General features: G+C 44.2%; 15 protein-coding genes. 7 read left to right on the top strand and 8 right to left on the bottom strand.

What is annotated here, in order from left to right; genetic code table 11:
• Positions 1-115 precede the first annotated feature (115 nt).
• The 3 genes from ACFGVR_RS23760 to ACFGVR_RS23750 all read left to right on the top strand — a co-directional run bounded on the left by ACFGVR_RS23760 (position 116) and on the right by ACFGVR_RS23750 (position 4,546).
• Positions 116-2,257 carry a hypothetical protein gene (locus ACFGVR_RS23760; protein WP_448700209.1) on the top strand — a complete coding sequence of 714 codons (2,142 nt, stop codon included), beginning with the start codon at positions 116-118 and terminating at the stop codon, positions 2,255-2,257.
• Positions 2,258-2,370: 113 nt separating this feature from the next.
• Positions 2,371-3,528, top strand: coding sequence for a glycoside hydrolase family 88/105 protein (locus ACFGVR_RS23755; protein ID WP_448700207.1), 1,158 nt, complete (start codon positions 2,371-2,373; stop codon positions 3,526-3,528).
• A 91-nt stretch (positions 3,529-3,619) separates the two neighbouring features.
• Positions 3,620-4,546, top strand: a complete 927-nt coding sequence (locus ACFGVR_RS23750; protein WP_448700206.1) for a glycoside hydrolase family 43 protein — start codon at positions 3,620-3,622, stop codon at positions 4,544-4,546.
• Positions 4,547-4,685: 139 nt separating this feature from the next.
• On the opposite strand, the gene ACFGVR_RS23745 is transcribed toward ACFGVR_RS23750, so the two are convergent.
• From ACFGVR_RS23745 to ACFGVR_RS23720, 6 genes are all read right to left on the bottom strand, one after another.
• Entirely contained in the window at positions 4,686-5,741 is a 1,056-nt protein-coding gene (locus tag ACFGVR_RS23745) for a DUF3667 domain-containing protein (protein ID WP_448700205.1), read from the bottom strand.
• A gap of 46 nt (positions 5,742-5,787) precedes the next feature.
• The gene (locus tag ACFGVR_RS23740; protein ID WP_448700204.1) at positions 5,788-6,921 is read right to left on the bottom strand and encodes a DUF3667 domain-containing protein; all 1,134 of its coding nucleotides are present in this window, start codon (positions 6,919-6,921) and stop codon (positions 5,788-5,790) included.
• Positions 6,922-7,082: 161 nt separating this feature from the next.
• Entirely contained in the window at positions 7,083-8,375 is a 1,293-nt protein-coding gene (locus ACFGVR_RS23735) for a nucleoside permease (protein ID WP_448700202.1), read from the bottom strand.
• Positions 8,376-8,549: 174 nt separating this feature from the next.
• Complete coding sequence (locus ACFGVR_RS23730) at positions 8,550-9,173, bottom strand: hypothetical protein (protein ID WP_448700201.1); 624 nt, start codon at positions 9,171-9,173, stop codon at positions 8,550-8,552.
• A gap of 92 nt (positions 9,174-9,265) precedes the next feature.
• Positions 9,266-10,432 (bottom strand): chromate efflux transporter, encoded by a 1,167-nt coding sequence (chrA, locus tag ACFGVR_RS23725; RefSeq protein ID WP_448700200.1) that lies wholly within the window; start codon positions 10,430-10,432, stop codon positions 9,266-9,268.
• A 171-nt stretch (positions 10,433-10,603) separates the two neighbouring features.
• Positions 10,604-10,936, bottom strand: a complete 333-nt coding sequence (locus ACFGVR_RS23720; protein ID WP_448700199.1) for a tetratricopeptide repeat protein — start codon at positions 10,934-10,936, stop codon at positions 10,604-10,606.
• A 129-nt stretch (positions 10,937-11,065) separates the two neighbouring features.
• Here ACFGVR_RS23720 and ACFGVR_RS23715 point away from each other — a divergent pair, with 129 nt between their 5' ends.
• From ACFGVR_RS23715 to ACFGVR_RS23705, 3 genes are all read left to right on the top strand, one after another.
• Positions 11,066-11,803, top strand: coding sequence for an electron transfer flavoprotein subunit beta/FixA family protein (locus ACFGVR_RS23715; protein WP_448703056.1), 738 nt, complete (start codon positions 11,066-11,068; stop codon positions 11,801-11,803).
• Positions 11,804-11,927: 124 nt separating this feature from the next.
• Positions 11,928-12,905: an electron transfer flavoprotein subunit alpha/FixB family protein gene (locus tag ACFGVR_RS23710; RefSeq protein WP_448700198.1), complete on the top strand. Its 978-nt coding sequence runs from the start codon at positions 11,928-11,930 to the stop codon at positions 12,903-12,905.
• Positions 12,906-12,944: 39 nt separating this feature from the next.
• Positions 12,945-13,544: a bifunctional nuclease domain-containing protein gene (locus ACFGVR_RS23705; protein ID WP_448700197.1), complete on the top strand. Its 600-nt coding sequence runs from the start codon at positions 12,945-12,947 to the stop codon at positions 13,542-13,544.
• A gap of 14 nt (positions 13,545-13,558) precedes the next feature.
• Here the strand turns inward: ACFGVR_RS23705 and ACFGVR_RS23700 are convergent, their stop codons facing one another.
• On the bottom strand, positions 13,559-14,725 hold the full coding sequence (locus tag ACFGVR_RS23700) for a hypothetical protein (protein WP_448700196.1): 1,167 nt from the start codon (positions 14,723-14,725) through the stop codon (positions 13,559-13,561).
• A 136-nt stretch (positions 14,726-14,861) separates the two neighbouring features.
• Between ACFGVR_RS23700 and ACFGVR_RS23695 the strand changes: the two genes are divergently transcribed.
• Positions 14,862-15,092 (top strand): hypothetical protein, encoded by a 231-nt coding sequence (locus tag ACFGVR_RS23695; protein WP_448700195.1) that lies wholly within the window; start codon positions 14,862-14,864, stop codon positions 15,090-15,092.
• Here ACFGVR_RS23695 and ACFGVR_RS23690 read toward each other — a convergent pair.
• Positions 15,089-16,234, bottom strand: a complete 1,146-nt coding sequence (locus ACFGVR_RS23690) for a sulfotransferase family protein (RefSeq protein WP_448700194.1) — start codon at positions 16,232-16,234, stop codon at positions 15,089-15,091. The two genes, ACFGVR_RS23695 and ACFGVR_RS23690, sit on opposite strands and share 4 nt — an antisense overlap.
• Between the last annotated feature and the right edge of the window lie 58 nt (positions 16,235-16,292).

Here is a 16,292-nt window from a genome sequence, read left to right as displayed (position 1 = left end):
CGGAAAAGTCCGGAAGATGATACAAAGTGTGGTGACTTTTACAGACTTACGGACTTCTCAACTTACGGACTCTTTTTAGTATACTTGTTTAGCTGTCATCACCATCATATCTCAAATGAAATACAAACAATTTTGCCTGGTTTTAATAGCCGGGCTTTTACCATTTTTTATACAAGCCCAGCACATCGACCGTAAGGCATTGGTTGAGCGGCATACCATTATCAATACAAAAGCCGATTCGCTTAGTTCACTGTCGGTTGGTAATGGCAGGTTTGCCTTTACAGCAGATATTACAGGGCTGCAAACTTTCCCGGAGTATTATGCACATGGCGTTCCGCTGGGCACAGAATCTGAATGGGGCTGGCACAGCTTTACCGATACCGCCGGTTATAAATTTGAAGAGACTTTAAAAAACTATACCATCAACGGCCGCTCGATAAGTTATTCGGTACAGGGAAATTCGTCTGCGCGTGCCAAGGCTGCCGTTAACTGGTTTCGCGAAAATGTACACCGGTTGCAGCTGGGTAATTTAGGTTTCGAGATCATTAAGAAGGATGGTTCGGTGGCCCGGATATCCGATATCAAAAACATCCACCAGGAACTGAATATGTGGAGGGGGGAAATTGTCAGCAATTTTTCGGTAGAAGGTATCCCCGTTAAGGTGATCACTTATTGCGATCAGCATGTGGATGCCATCGCTGTAAAAGTAAATTCGCCATTGCTAAACGAGGGCAGGCTAAAGGTTAGCCTGAGGTTTCCATATCCCACCAATGAGTTTGCCGATATGGGCGTGAACTATCAGCATCCCGAAAGGCACCAATCGGAAATTATGGTTAATCCGGGAAATCAGGCCGTGATCAGTCATCAATTGGATAATTACAAGTATTACACTACGTTTAACTGGAGTGGGCAAGCGAAATTAACCAGGAATCATACACACGAATTTTTGTTATCTCCTGCAAAGGGAAGCAGTACATTTGAACTAAGCTGCCAGTTTGAGAACCGAACAGTTGTATTGATTAGGAACAATGTGTTTGATAGCATACAAAAAAGCAGTTTAACTGAATGGCCCAAATTCTGGATGCGTGGTGGAGCGGTTGACCTTTCGGGAAGTACCGATAAACGGGCCAATGAACTGGAAAGAAGAATTGTTACTTCGCAATATTTAACCAAACTTCAATGCTCGGGCAAATACCCGCCGCAGGAAACCGGCCTCACCTACAACAGTTGGTACGGCAAACCGCATTTGGAAATGCATTGGTGGCACGGCGTACACTTCGCGCTGTGGGGCAGGCCCGATCTGTTGGAAAACAGCATGAGCTGGTACAGCGGCGGCGTGGAAGAAAAGGCTAAGGCTTTGGCCGAAAGACAAGGCTTTAAAGGCGCACGCTGGCAAAAAATGACCGACCCGGATGGTAACGAAAGCCCATCGTCGGTAGGCGCATTCCTGATCTGGCAGCAGCCGCATTTTATTTACTTTGCCGAATTGGATTACCGGGCGCACCCTACCATGGAAACCTTACAGAAATATAAAGAACAGGTTTTTGCAACTGCGGAATTTATGGCGTCGTATGCTTATTTTGATAAGGCGAAAGGACGGTATATTCTTGGTCCGGGTTTGATCCCGTCGCAGGAAGTGCATAACCAGGCTACTACTTTTAACCCGCCATACGAATTAAGTTACTGGCATTGGGCGCTTGGTGTAGCCCAGCGATGGCGAGAGCGTTTAAAAATGGGTCGCGACAAGCAATGGGATGATGTTGTGAACAAACTTTCGCCATTGCCGCAGCAAAACGGGGTTTACCTGGAGGCCGAAAGCGCACCGGATTCGTACACTAATCCGAAAGATATTACCGATCATCCATCAACTTTGGCAGCTTATGGCATGCTGCCTTATACGCCGATGATGGATACCGCAGTAATGAAAAATACACTGAACCTGATATGGAAGGTGTGGGACTGGCCAAAAACCTGGGGCTGGGATTTCCCGATGACGGCCATGACCGCTACGCGTTTGAACATGCCTGGAAAAGCGATAGATGCCTTGTTTATGCCCATAACTACCAATACTTATCTGCCGAACGGGCACAATTACCAGGACAAACGTTTAACGCTTTACCTTCCTGGTAACGGCGGGCTTTTAACTGCCGTGGCCATGATGTGTGCAGGTTGGGATGGTTGCAAGGTTAAGAACCCGGGTTTTCCGAAGGATGGAAAGTGGAACGTTAAATGGGAGGGCCTGCGAAAAATGCCGTAATTGCAGAAATGCAACAGGATGCTACAGGATACTTATTTGAATAATTAGGGGTAACATCGTAGTGAGATTGCTGCCCTACAACATACCGCCAATTAATAACCAAAATAAAAAAAATGAACAGATACGCTTTAAAGTTGAACGGGTTAGCTTTAGCCTTTTTAATGATCATCACTTCGCTATCGTGCAAGGCGCAGCAACTGCCTGCTAAAAAGAAAATCATTGCCGATATGGCGATAGCTAATGCTTATTTTATGAATAAGTGGCCCGATGCCGGCGCTACCGTAACGGTTAAAAATCCTGCCGGCGTACCGGTAACCCGTACCAGCGAGTTGTGGACACGTGCCGTTTACTACGAAGGTTTGATGGCGCTGTACGGTGTTGACCCACAAAAAAAGTATTTGGATTATGCCATTGAGTGGGGCGAAAAACATAACTGGCGCCCGCGTGGCTCTATAGAAACTAAAGATGCCGATAACCAATGCTGCGGCCAGACCTATATCGATTTGTATAACCTTGACCCGAAACCCGACCGTATAGAAAGCATCAAAAAATGCATGGACCTGATCATCGCTAACGATGGTGACGGTGCCTGGACATGGATAGATGCCATACAGATGGGGATGCCGGTATTTGCCAAGTTAGGTGCGATCTACAAAGACGACCCGAAATACTTTGAAAAAATGTACGCCATGTACAACCATACCAAAACGGTTGAAGGCGGCGGCTTATATAATACTACCGAGCATTTGTGGTGGAGGGATAAAGCCTTTGTGCCGCCGTATAAAGAGCCAAATGGCGCAAACTGCTATTGGAGCCGGGGCAATGGCTGGGTGTATGCAGCTTTGGTAAGGGTACTATCTATCATCCCGAAAAATGCGCCGCACCGCGATGAATACCTGAAAACCTATTTGGAAATGACCAGGGCCATCGCTCCGCTGCAACGTGAGGACGGCTACTGGAACGTGAGCCTCAAAGACCCGAGCCACTTTGGCGGTAAAGAACTTACCGGTACTTCGTTATTTGTATACGGTATGGCCTGGGGAATGAACAACGGCTTTTTGGATAAAAAAAACTATAAACCAATTGTAGCCAAAGCATGGAACGCAATGATCAAAGAATCGCTGCACCCGGAAGGCTTTTTGGGTTATGTACAGGGTACAGGTAAAGAGCCTAAGGACAGTCAGCCGGTGAGCTATACCAATATTCCTGATTTTGAGGATTATGGTTTAGGTTGCTTTTTACTTGCAGGTAGTGAGTTGACTAAGTTATAGTCCGGAGTCGGAAAGAAGTGGTACCAGTTGGCTTGCGCGCGATGGTTCGACAGGCTCACCATGACCGGCCTGACCACTTACGTTAATAAACATGAAAAGAATATTTCTATTAGTTACTGTTTTGCTTGTCGCGATAAGCACTTATGCGCAGCAAAAGGATATTTACGTATTCTGTTATTTTAAAAATAACGGGCAGGATGGCCTGCATTTGGCCTATAGCGAGGATGGTTATAAATGGCAGGCATTGAAAGGCGATAGCTCGTTTTTGAAGCCGATGGTATCCAGGGACAAGATCATGCGCGACCCTTGTATCATTCGTGGTGCCGATGGTTTGTTCCATATGGTTTGGACGGATAGCTGGACGGACCGTGGGATAGGTTACGCCAGCTCGAAGGACCTGGTGCATTGGAGCGAACAGCAGCAACTGATGGTGATGGATAAAGAGCCAACAGCGCAAAATTGCTGGGCACCAGAAATTACTTACGATCCGGGAAGCAGGGAATATATGATCTACTGGTCGACCACCATACCGGGCCGATTCCCGCAGGCCGATACATCTGCCGAAGGCAAAAAATATAACCACCGCATTTATTACCAGCTTACCAAAGACTTTAAAACTTTTACTGATACAAAATTGCTGTACGACCCGGGTTTTAACTGTATTGATGCTACGATAGTTAAAGACGGCAAGCAGTTTATCATGTTCTTTAAAAATGAAACCAAGTTGCCTGCGGAAAAGAATCTGCGCATTGCTTATGCTGATAAACTGACCGGCCCGTACAGTAAAGCCAGCGCGGCTATCACCGGTAATTACTGGGCCGAAGGACCGACCACGTTAAAGATCGGTAATCAATGGGTAGTTTATTTTGATAAGTATACACAGCATAAATACGGAGCCATCACCTCAACTGACCTGAAGACCTGGACGGAAGTTAGCGATCAACTGGTTTTGCCGAAAGGTATCAGGCATGGGAGCGTGTTTAAGGTGACGCGGGAAGAATTTTTGAAGTTGCAGTAGCTGTTGCAGGTAACAGTCGCGTTGTGTAATTATTATAGTTTTTTGTTTTTCAAAGAACGCTTACCAAATCTCATCGCGATATTGATAAGCAAAGTTAGTCTTTAGAAAAGCCAAAGTTGTCTCACATATTTAAGACAGACTAAGTGGATATCGCTGTGAAAATCAACAGGATAATTACACATAATATAAAGCTAACCCAATAGGCGATGGAGATACCGATCATTTTGGTGATGGTGCGGAACCTGGTGCGTTGGTAAATGGTGCGGAGCGAACGGTAGATGTACCAGAGGACGGTGATAAATGAAAGCAACCCGATGATCTCGCTTATTGAATGCCAGCTATGGGGCAATATCATTTGGACGAGCATGATCAGCGTGGCGAACAGGAATACGAAGCAATGAAGGTGGAACGAATAGATGAGGTGCTCTACATAATATTTGTGGTTTTTGCGGAAGGCGATCTTTAAAAACCAGGCAAACAACGGCAATAGCAAAAACATCATTTTTGGGAAGTTGTGCCTGAAGCCTTCTACTATGGCTTCGTTGGGGCTTAATCCTTTATCTTTCCATTCGTAATATTTTTTATTCAGGTAGCGATCCATAAAATCGTCGCGCTTATCGGCAGGTAGTTTTTGTTGCTTTTGAAGGTATTGCGCGTAAGTGGAATTACTGTCGTTATCAAATACAATACTGCCGAACGGACCCAGTGATGCTGCGTTTTTATCGTTTGCTTTTATTTTTTTGTTGATATTAAACCTGCTTGTGTTTTGCTTCATTGCCTCTTTTTGTGCAGGTGTTAAACCACTGTAATCATTAATGGCGCGATCCACGGAATCAAGTACATGTTCGGTTGTTGCGTGCTTTTGCTCTACACGCTTTTCCTCGCTGCTGTTACTAAACAGCAATATAAAGTAAACCAAACTAATAAAAATATACATCCGGATAGGGTGGAGGTACTGTGTGCGCTTACCGGCCATATAATCCACGGTAAGTTTACCCGGCTGAAAAAGTAAAGGTTTTAGCGTGTGAAAAAACTTTTCGTCGAAATGGAAATAGTCGCCAACGGCATGCACCATCAGGTGGCCGAAGTCTTCTTTGAGCTCCAGGTTTTCCTGCCCGCAATTATTGCAATAATGCCCGGTAAAGGTATTGCCGCAGTTAAGGCAGTTGTTTTCGGTACGGTAATGTTTTTTCATTAAATGCTAATAGCAGTTCAATTTACATTTAATTTTTTAAAAGCGGTTAAGCCAGCATATAAACTACCTGGTAAATGATCTCGTAACTGATACCAAACGCAATAGACAAACAGATGCCCAGGGTGACCATTTTGCGGATGGTTAACCATGGCGGGCGCTGATAAAATGTCCTTAAGGCTGCGTAGGCATACCAAATAACAACCGCGTAAGTTAACCATTTAAAGAGCCACCAATCGTTAAAAATATAATAATTGATGGGCACAGTAAGGATCTCGAATATAAAAAATGCCGTAAAAAAGTGGATAGTGAAAACAATATGCTCCACGTAATACCGGTGGTTTTTACGAAAGTTGAGCATAATAAAAAAAGCGAACAAGGGCATCAGGATAAAATACAGTTTGGGCTGATAATGCTCAATTTCTTTATCCATGCTCCAATCTTTATTGGTGCGTTGTTTGATCTCGATATCGCGGCGTTTTTTAAAACGGTCAAAAAAACCATCGCGTTCGTTTTCTGGTAATTTCAATTGCCTTTTTAGATACGATTGGTAGGTGCTGTCTTCGCGGGCTGTATGTGTGTCACTATATGCGTCGACAATATCTTGCAGACTATCACTGGGATGTTGTTTTGCTACAGCCTTTAAACTATCAAGTATTACCGCTTGCCGTGTAAACGGATAAGCATCAAAGGCTTTGCCGCGTGCCCTGGCAATGGATTTATCCATACCTTTTAATGCGGCCTTGCGGGCGGCTTCGGGCATGGGCGCTGCCATTATCGCCTCTTTTGCTTTTTTAAGCGAGTCGGCTTTGGCTGAAGGTGTGATTACCGTATGGGTTTCCTTATCGTCGCCTTCGTCCTTATCAATTTTATGCTGCAGGTGCGGCACCACCAAAAAATAAAGTATCGATACAAAAATGTACATACTTACCGGTTGCAGGTATTTGGTGCGTTTACCGTCAAGATAAGCATGGGTTAGCTCGCCCGGTTTGGTAAGCAAGGGCACCAGGGTATTAAAAAACTTTTCGTCGAAATGAAAGTAGTGGCTGATGCTATGGCCCAAAAAATGCCAGAAAGGTTCTTTGATCTTTAGGTTTTCCTGGCCGCATGCGTGGCAAAAATGTCCTTGTAGTTCGGTGCCGCAGTTAAGGCAATCGTTTTCATGTCGGTGATGATGTTTCATCAGAGCTTTGTGTCAAGTTTTGAGGTCCGGTTAAAGATAGCAAAAGGAAATAAATTGCACCCACAGAAATGCAGAATTATGAGAAAACGTATCTCCGCTGAGTTTTCATTATCAATATTCTGACAATAAAAAAGTCCCGCCCGAGGGCGAGACTTTAAATATTACAACGGCGAGTCGAGCCCTCCCTTCATGGGGGGATGGGCATCCTGTATAGAATGAGCCAATGCTAAATTATGTTTATATCTAAACACAAACGGGAATATAATAGCAATTACCAGGGCATAAGCTGCAAACGTTAGCCATATACCGTGCCAGTCTTTTTGATCGCCATGCGTAAAAAACTTATCGATCAAGAGTCCGCTGCCGATACTGCCGAAAAAGGCTCCAAAGCCATTAACCATCATCATAAATAAACCTTGTGCACTGCCACGAATTTCGGGCGTGGTTTGGGTTTCAACAAACAACGAACCGGAGATATTGAAAAAGTCGAATGCCATACCGTAAACAATGCACGAAACGATGATCATCCACAAACCATTGGTTGGATTACCCAGGCCGAACAAGCCAAAGCGCAATACCCAGGCCAGCATACTGAACAGCATGACGTTTTTGATGCCAAATTTGCGTAAAAAGAAAGGTATTGCTAAAATAAACAACGTTTCTGATACTTGTGAAATGGATATAATGGCACTGGAATGTTCTACAGCAAAAGTGCCTTTGTAAGCCGGATTTTTTGCAAAATCTAAAATATATGTTGTTCCGTAAGCATTGGTTAGTTGCAGCGCAGCGCCCAATAGTAATGAAAAGGCGAAAAAGATGGCAAATTTGGGTGTTTTAAACAGCTCGAACGCTTTTAATCCCAATGCGTCGGTTAATGTTTTTTTACCGGTTTTACCCAGCAGGGGCGGGCATTTAGGTAGCGAGAAAGAAAACAGGCCCAATAATAACGCTACGCCAGATGCGATGTAAAACTGATTGGGAGAGGTTTCGCTTTTTGTCCAATCTATCACCCATAGGGCGACAATAAAACCGATGGTTCCCCAAACGCGGATGGGCGGATAATCTTTAACCACGTCTTTACCCTCGCCTTTTAGAGCCGAGTATGCAACAGTTATCGATAACGATAACGTTGGCATATAAAATATCATATTAAGTAGTATAACCCAGAAAAACACAGTTGGGTTGGTTACCATTGGTACACAAAATAATACTGCGGCACCTAAAATATGCAAAACTCCATATAGCTTTTCGGCATTGATGTATTTATCGGCAATAATACCGGCAATGGCGGGCATAAATATAGCCGAGATACCCATAGTTGAAAAAATGGCGCCGAACTGCGCTCCCGACCATCCTTTATTTTGAAACCAATATGCGCCAACCGTGAGCAGCCAGGCCCCCCAAATAAAAAATTGCATAAAGTTCATCAGTATTAAGCGAAACTTAATATTCATACAGTACCTGGTTTAAAAAAGTTAGTTTATAAATAAAAACGGAAAGTAAAGAATTTGTTGTGTAAAAGAAAATTTGTGCGGAAAATTTGTGCGAAAAATGAAAATTATGCAGCGGACATGATCGCAATTATGAGCGGAGTAAACCAGCAAGCGTTAATGGACTATTGAAACAGATCACCAGCCTGCCGGACGGCCATGTGCTGCTAATATTGCGGTAATAGCTGCCGCGCTGGTTTGGCTACCGGTTGCGCTGCCTGCTTTCATAACTTCGCCTGGTATAGCATCATTACCCGCGTATCTTGGCGGATGCACATGCAGCTTGTAGGTAACGGCATCAATTTGTGTAGTTAGCTCGTAAGCCCTGTCGCGTCTTACAGGCGTGATCAGAGCCCAGGTTCCTGCATCTATATGCCTTTGTCTTAATTTTTTACCATCATTTAGCGTGCATATCTCAACAGAGCCTGCCCTGGCTGCAATTACACGTGCATCAGCATTTACGGCAGCAACAATGGCTGTTGCATCAACAAAATCGGTTGCTGCTGTTTTTAATTCGTCAAGCACGGTTTTTACAGTTGAATAAATGTCCTCCGGAAAGTGAGTAACAGCCAAAAATATCGAGCCGTGGCTCGGATCGCCAACTTTAACCCGTTGTATCACTTTTCTGCTGATCAATTGAGCCGGATGGGCCTTGTGTTGCAGTACCGGAACGGCAGGCGCACTCACACCTTTTGAGCTACCCTTGTTGACGGTATTTGTGCGTTGATCTTCTGTTGAGCGACGTTGTGCAATGCTTCTCATACGTTATATAAAGCTACAGAAAATTTTACAGGTTAAACAAATAACACTTTGTATTTTAACGAGATAAGTAATGGCGAGATTTGCGCATCGATTTAAAACACTAACCCCAGCACCACACCAATAATAATAACAAAGGGTGTTTTTATTCTGGTGAACTTAAGGATCAAAAACGTGCCGATTACCACGGCGAAAGCTAATGGGTTTAAACCCAATGGCCGGGTTAGCAATATTAAGGCTGTTGCCATAAAGCCCACAGCCACGGCGTTAATACCGCTTAACGAGTTTTTGATGCGGGTAATTTTACGCAGGTCGTTCCAAAAGGGGACAATAAAAAGTATCAGGATCAATCCCGGAAGGTTGATCCCGATAACGGCAACAATAGCACCGATAATTTGTCCGCTTATACCATAACCCTGGTTCCCCATGCTCATACCACCTACAAAGGACGTGAATGAGAATGTTGGACCCGGTAAAGCCTGTTGCAAGGCATATCCCGAAAGAAACTCGGTAGCGCCCAGGTAATGTTTTACTTCCACAAATTCGGTATACATGAGCGGTACCAATACCTGTCCGCCGCCGAAGATGAGGATACCGTTGCGATAAAAGTTTTCGAACAAACGGATGGGTAAACTGAAAGGCGAAGTGCGGTTGATGATGGCACCTAATGCCGCGAAAAATAGCAGGATGCCGATAAAATAACCCACTTTTTTAGGGTTTACATTGGCAAATAAGCTTACGCGGATCTCGTTCTCCTGCGGCTGGGTTTCCATGGCCGATGAGATGATGCCACCCATCATGATGAGGATAGGGAAGGCATATGGGTTTTGCAGGATAAGCGTGGTAATGAGCGAGCCAATGGCCAGCATGCTGCTTACCCGCGTTTTTAAAAATTTATAGGCAAAGGTATAGGTGGCATAGGCCACAATACCAATGGCCATGGGCTGTATAAAGCGTAAAACATGTACAAACTGCTCGCGCGATACAAACATTTTAAAGCTGATGGCCGCCATACACATTACCGTTGCCGATGGCAGTATCCATATCAGGAAAGTGATGAGCGCCAGGCGCAGGCCGCCTACCTTCCAGGCAATGCCTATCAGGGTTTGTGTTGACGATGGGCCGGGCAATATCTGCGTAAGCGCATTGAGCTCCATTAGCTCATCCTCTTTAATATAACCCCGCTTCTCTACAAACTCGCGCATTAAAACGGCAATATGCGCCTGCGGCCCGCCAAAGGAGGTTAGGGTATACAGTATCACATCGCGAAGGAATAAAAATTTAACCCCCCAACCCCCTGAAGGAGGAGCTTTTTTAGAACTGACAGGGTTGTTTACCATTTATATTATTTTTATAGCAATGGGTTTCAAACCCATCGCTATGCCGTTATTTTTTCATTTGCAAATCAATTCCCCCTTTAGGGGGTTAGGGGGCTAATCGTCATCATCGTCCCCCTTCAATTCCATATACACGGCCTGCAATTCGCTTAAAGCATGGTTATCACGTGCCGCTTTTGCTACAAGCATGCCTTTCTCGTAAACGCTAATGGCATCGCCGTTGCGGTTAAGGGCTTCGTACAATTTGCCCAAATGGTAATAATTACCCACATAATTGGGATGGTTGTTATACAGGTCCTCGTAATAAAAAAGGGCTTTATCGGTATCATTCAGGCGCAGGTACTCGGTAGCGAGCGCGTATTTTAAAAACTCATCATTGGGTTCATTTTTAAAAAACTCCAAAAGCTTTTCTAATCGTGTATTCTGCATTTTAATCTCTGTCTTTTTTAATCTAAATTTGTGCCACGCTAATTTTGATAAGGCCCGTCACATTTTCCCCGCAATAATGATAAACCTTATCGGGATTATTTCGTTTTTGATAAAACCAATTTACAAATGATGAAGATATTAGTTTGTATTAGTAACGTACCCGATACGACGACAAAAATAACTTTTACCGATAATAACACGCAATTTAATACAGCCGGAGTTCAGTTTATATTAAATCCTTACGATGAGATAGCTTTGGCGCGCGCTGTTGAACTTGCTGAAGGCGGTAAAGGAACTGTTACGGTGATCAATGTAGGTGAGGCAAGTACTGAGCCTACCATCCGCAAGGCACTGGCTATTGGCGCCGATGACGCTGTTCGCGTTAACGCTAAACCACACGATGCTTATTTTGCAGCTTACCAGATAGCCCAATACGCTAAAGAAAATGCTTTCGACCTGATATTGACCGGCCGCGAGTCTATTGATTATAACGGCGCCAAGGTTGCAGGTATGATCGGTGAGTTTTTAGATATCCCATCGGTATCCATTATTAAAAAACTGGATATTGATGGCACCACAGCAACTGTTGAGCGCGAAATTGAAGGCGGTAAAGAAGTGCTGACCATTCCGTTCCCATTCGTGGCAGGTACTGCCGAGGGCGTGGCCGAATGGAAAATACCAAACATGCGTGGCATTATGTCGGCACGGACCAAACCTTTAAAAGTTGTTGAGCCGGTTGAGATCAAACCGCTATCCGAAATTTTAAGTTACGAAACGCCCGCCCCGCGCGGCCAGGTTAAACTGGTACCGGCCGGAGAGGAAGCCAAACTGGTTGATCTTTTACATTCGGAAGCGAGAGTAATATAGGGTATTGCGATGTGCGTATTGCGTAATGCGATACCGGCACAGTCCAATATCTACCTTTTATTAACATAGATACAAAACAGTAAAGAGTCGCAATACTCAATACGCAAATCTCAATACTAAACACATGTCAGTTTTAATATATGCAGAGAACGCCGATGGCAAGTTTAAGAAATCAATTTTCGAAGCGGTTTCATACGCCAAGGCTATAGCTGCCCAAAATAGCACTACCGTTGTTGCCTTATCAATTGGCAATGTTGATGCTGCCGAATTAGCTGCTTTAGGCAAATACGGTGCAGATAAAGTTTTAAATGTAAACAGCGATCAGCTTAAAACGTTTGTTAACCAGGCTTATGCTTCGGTTATTGCTGAGGCTGCAAAAAAAGAGGGCGCTAATATTGTTGTGCTTTCAAACTCCTTTTCGGGAAAAGGCCTGGCGCCACGCATTGGCGTTAAATTAAGCGCCGGCGTTGCTGATGGCGCGGTTAGCCTGCCTGAACAAGGCGGAGGTAAATTTACCCTCAAGAAAACAGCCTTTTCAGGCAAGGCATTTGCCGTTGTTGAGCTTACATCTGATAATAAAGTGATCTCGCTTACGCCGAACTCTTACAAAGTGGTTGAAAGCGCTGCTGCAGGTACGGTTGAAGATTTTAAATCGGATGTAAAGGATTCGGATTTTAAAACCATTGTTAAAGATATTGTAAAAGCTACCGATAAGGTTTCGTTACCTGATGCCGAAATTGTAGTATCGGGCGGGCGCGGACTGAAAGGCCCCGAAAACTGGGGAATGATAGAAGAGCTGGCCGGTTTATTAGGCGCGGCTACTGCCTGCTCTAAACCGGTATCTGATGCCGGGTGGCGTCCGCACAGCGAGCACGTTGGTCAAACGGGTATAGCTGTCAGTCCAAATTTGTATATTGCAATAGGTATTTCGGGTGCTATACAACACCTTGCAGGTATCAGTTCATCAAAAGTTATCGTGGTGATCAACAAAGACCCCGAAGCGCCGTTTTTTAAGGTAGCCGATTATGGTATTGTTGGCGATGCCTTTGAAGTAGTGCCTAAATTAATTGAAGCCGTTAAAAGTTATAAAGTATCGGCCTAACCGGCCGGAATTGATGTGGACGAGATGGGTAACAATAATATGAAAAAGATCAAACTCGATATTGTAGGTTTGTCGTACAGTCAAACGCAGTCGGGTGCCTATGCTTTGGTGTTGGGCGAGGTTAACGGCCGCAGGCGTCTGCCGATCATTATCGGTAGTTTTGAGGCGCAGGCCATCGCTATCGAAATTGAAAAAATGACCCCAAGTCGCCCGCTAACGCACGACCTGTTTAAGAGCTTTGCCCAGGCGTACCACATCAATATCCAGGAAATTATTATCTACAACCTTGTGGATGGTATATTTTATGCCAAACTGATCTGTTCTGACGGTAAAAAGGTGATCGAGATTGATGCCCGCACATCTGATGCCATAGCTATGGCAGTGCGGTTTGAGTGCCCTATTTATACTTACGAATTTATCCTGTCGAGCGCGGGCATTGTAATTGAGGGGAATGATTTTGTATACCTCGAAAATATTAACGAAACCGGCGAAGAAAAAACAACGGTTTCGCAGGGAGGTAATTACGCTTCTTTAAGTAATGACGAGCTGAAATCCAAACTCAGCGAAGCACTGGCCGAAGAATCGTATGAGAAAGCTGCTAAGATACGCGACGAATTGAACAAGCGCAGGGCATCGTAAGATCTCTGGCTTGTTTATTTCCCTTCTTCCATCACAATATCTGGTTTTTCTTTTTTTTCTTCTACAATATCTTTTTTGGTAGTTACGGTTGCCAGATTTGACCAATCTTTGTCATGATCTGTTAACCATGCTTCGCCGGCCTTTTCGCTTTGAGAAGTACCTGTTGTATAACCCCATGGACCAGGATCGACACCCATCGCCATGAGAATGCTTGGCATTAGTTTATCGTCGATACTACTTTGTTTAAAATCTCTTTGTAATGCCGATTTTATAACAGTTGTTTTTACATCAGGAAAAAGCCTCAACACTTCTTTATCGATATCAATAGGATATTTGCCGGCTTTGTAAATTTGCCCCATTAACATCCATGAGGCTTTTCTGAGTTTATAGGCCTCATCAACCGCTTTTTTACGTTTTTCAAAGTCCTCGCTGGATATTGGTGCAGTGTTATCCTTGTTCCCTTTCATATTAAAAAATGTAGACGAGTCAACCGATGGGTAAGTTACCTCGGCAAACCGATCTACCTTTTTATCCCAGCTATCCTTCTGAAAAATATGTCCACCACTGTTTGCGGCGGTCAGGTCTACCCATGCGATATCTGCCCCGGTGTCCGATCTTTTTAAAACAATGTCCGGTCGTGTTCCGCCGCTTACAACCTGATAGTAAATGGAGCATCCCGTTGGTGCAGCGGGTTGAAACGGCCCTAACGCGTTGCATACCAGCGATTCGACTACATATCCAAATGTCGCAGTCATTAAAAACACGTTTTTCCCTGCCAAATAATCGTCCCATTTCTCTTTCCACAGCGCGGTATGCCCGTCTAATCCTGTATAGGGCCCTAAGCTTGGTACAGTAACGGCAAACTCATATGCTTGTTTAACAAGGCCGTCAATCTGGTTAAAAAAGCTATCTGCTATAGCACCTAACGTGCTGTCATCCAATTTTTTATTTTCTACTTTCCGCTGTATCGCCCCGCTATCCGCTGATACCTGTTTTAATTGCGAAGTTTGAACGTCATTTTCAAGTTGATTTTCATGCTGCTCTGCTTCCTTTTTTTGCAGGGGTTTTTGCTGCAATACCGGTACGGCAGGCATACTTATACCACCCTTGCCCGTGTTGTTATTGGCTACGGCTTTTGATGTATTTTGCTGCAGATGATTTTCACTCCGGTTGAAATGCATATTATTTTACGCTACGGATATGATAAATATCTATAAAATAATGACATTTTTTTAATCCCTGCAATATTAAATTCACCCATCCGACTGTTTGAAATTTACTGCAACCTTGCCCAAAACATATGCGTATACGGCGCACATGACAAAGAATTTTACTATCCAATTAATAACAGGCTTAGCGATAATAAGCTGTTTGTACACCATTAATGCCACCGCTTCAACAGGCGAGCAGGCTGGCTCATCATCAAATATTACCTTGGCTGTAATATTAGGTTTGATCTTAATTATTGGGTTTAAAGTAGTATCTACCAATCTCAAAAAAGTAGATAAAGACCTGGAAGATAATTTTGGCGAAAAAGTATTGCCTTAGCTTATTCTTGATAATACTTTGGTTTTGATCCTTACCATGCGGCTCTCTATTTCGCCGATATAGTCTAAGGGGTAACCCAGTTGTGCCGCGTGTTTAAACAAATAGGCCGATAGTAGTTTGATCTCATTTTTATCAAGCTGTAAGGATTTTGCAAAGGTGCGTTCTTTAATAATTTGGCCCGCAGGCAGCGCGCTGCTAAATGAACTGTTCGATTCGGCCGGTATGCCTGCCACAGTAGGAGTAAAAAGGCAGGGCGATAGTTCGATATTTAAAAATCTACATATCTGCTGCATGATCCAGGTTGGGTTATTACACAGGTCTTCATAACGCAATAGTAAAAACCGCTCATCGTGCCGGTACCGGTGGGCCGTTTGGTATGATATCATCATATCCTGTAAACAGTTTTTATAATTTAGTCTGGATTCCATCGCCTTACGCGATAAAAGAACATCGGCAGGGTTACGCACCATGTGTATCACCCTGGCGTTCGGCATCTCGCGCCAGATGGTTTCGAGATATTTTTCGTTAGTTGGTGTTTTATCAACCCAATATTTTGCGGTAATACCGGTGTTTGAGCTGGCCATGCAGGTGGTATAAGCCAAAACAATGGCCAGGTGCGGCCACATAAAAAGCTCCGGGTAGTTTTCCTTTGCAATGGTATGCCATTCACTAACTGCCAACGCGAAGTCTACATAAGGTGATTCATTTTCCGAACTTCGGCCCAATAACCAGTAAGGCGGTTGATTGATCGGGTTAGCCAGTCGTCGCAGCCACTCTGTAGCTAAAAATGGGAGTCTCTTTTCGCTGCCTAAACGTTTTAAAGCAGGAGCAAGGTTGGTAAAAAAAGTCCCCTCCGATGGTAGTACACTCAATTCGGGATGCCCGTCGAGCAGGTTTTGCAATAAGGTGGTACCGCTGCGGTGTACCCCGCAAATAAAAACCGGGTTATGGCTAAGCTTTTTTCCCTGTATTACCTGCTCCCGGGTTAATACCGGTTTATCCGTTTGCCTGCTCAATTCCCATACCGTGTCCGACCATGCCTTCGCCGCCTGCAACAATGTTATTGGTGGCGAGCTATTCAGTCTTTTTACGGGCAGTAAACCGTTAAGCTCTTCTTCAAGTTTAAGCAGGTCCTGGTACATTTTAATTTAGGCGATGGCCATCTGTCAGTTAATACTGCGTAAACAACAAAATAGTTGC

The sequence above is a fragment of the Mucilaginibacter aureus genome (assembly GCF_053514885.1).
This window is presented reverse-complemented; position numbering and strand designations above follow the sequence as displayed.

Excerpts from the sequence above, each read along its gene's own strand:
- ACFGVR_RS23760 (WP_448700209.1), top strand. The coding sequence starts at position 116 with ATGAAATACAAACAATTTTGCCTGGTTTTAATAGCCGGGCTTTTACCA.
- ACFGVR_RS23755 (WP_448700207.1), top strand. The coding sequence starts at position 2,371 with ATGAACAGATACGCTTTAAAGTTGAACGGGTTAGCTTTAGCCTTTTTA.
- ACFGVR_RS23750 (WP_448700206.1), top strand. The coding sequence starts at position 3,620 with ATGAAAAGAATATTTCTATTAGTTACTGTTTTGCTTGTCGCGATAAGC.
- ACFGVR_RS23745 (WP_448700205.1), bottom strand. The coding sequence starts at position 5,741 with ATGAAAAAACATTACCGTACCGAAAACAACTGCCTTAACTGCGGCAAT.
- ACFGVR_RS23740 (WP_448700204.1), bottom strand. The coding sequence starts at position 6,921 with ATGAAACATCATCACCGACATGAAAACGATTGCCTTAACTGCGGCACC.
- ACFGVR_RS23735 (WP_448700202.1), bottom strand. The coding sequence starts at position 8,375 with ATGAATATTAAGTTTCGCTTAATACTGATGAACTTTATGCAATTTTTT.
- ACFGVR_RS23730 (WP_448700201.1), bottom strand. The coding sequence starts at position 9,173 with ATGAGAAGCATTGCACAACGTCGCTCAACAGAAGATCAACGCACAAAT.
- ACFGVR_RS23720 (WP_448700199.1), bottom strand. The coding sequence starts at position 10,936 with ATGCAGAATACACGATTAGAAAAGCTTTTGGAGTTTTTTAAAAATGAA.
- ACFGVR_RS23715 (WP_448703056.1), top strand. The coding sequence starts at position 11,066 with ATGAAGATATTAGTTTGTATTAGTAACGTACCCGATACGACGACAAAA.
- ACFGVR_RS23710 (WP_448700198.1), top strand. The coding sequence starts at position 11,928 with ATGTCAGTTTTAATATATGCAGAGAACGCCGATGGCAAGTTTAAGAAA.
- ACFGVR_RS23705 (WP_448700197.1), top strand. The coding sequence starts at position 12,945 with ATGAAAAAGATCAAACTCGATATTGTAGGTTTGTCGTACAGTCAAACG.
- ACFGVR_RS23700 (WP_448700196.1), bottom strand. The coding sequence starts at position 14,725 with ATGCATTTCAACCGGAGTGAAAATCATCTGCAGCAAAATACATCAAAA.
- ACFGVR_RS23695 (WP_448700195.1), top strand. The coding sequence starts at position 14,862 with ATGACAAAGAATTTTACTATCCAATTAATAACAGGCTTAGCGATAATA.
- ACFGVR_RS23690 (WP_448700194.1), bottom strand. The coding sequence starts at position 16,234 with ATGTACCAGGACCTGCTTAAACTTGAAGAAGAGCTTAACGGTTTACTG.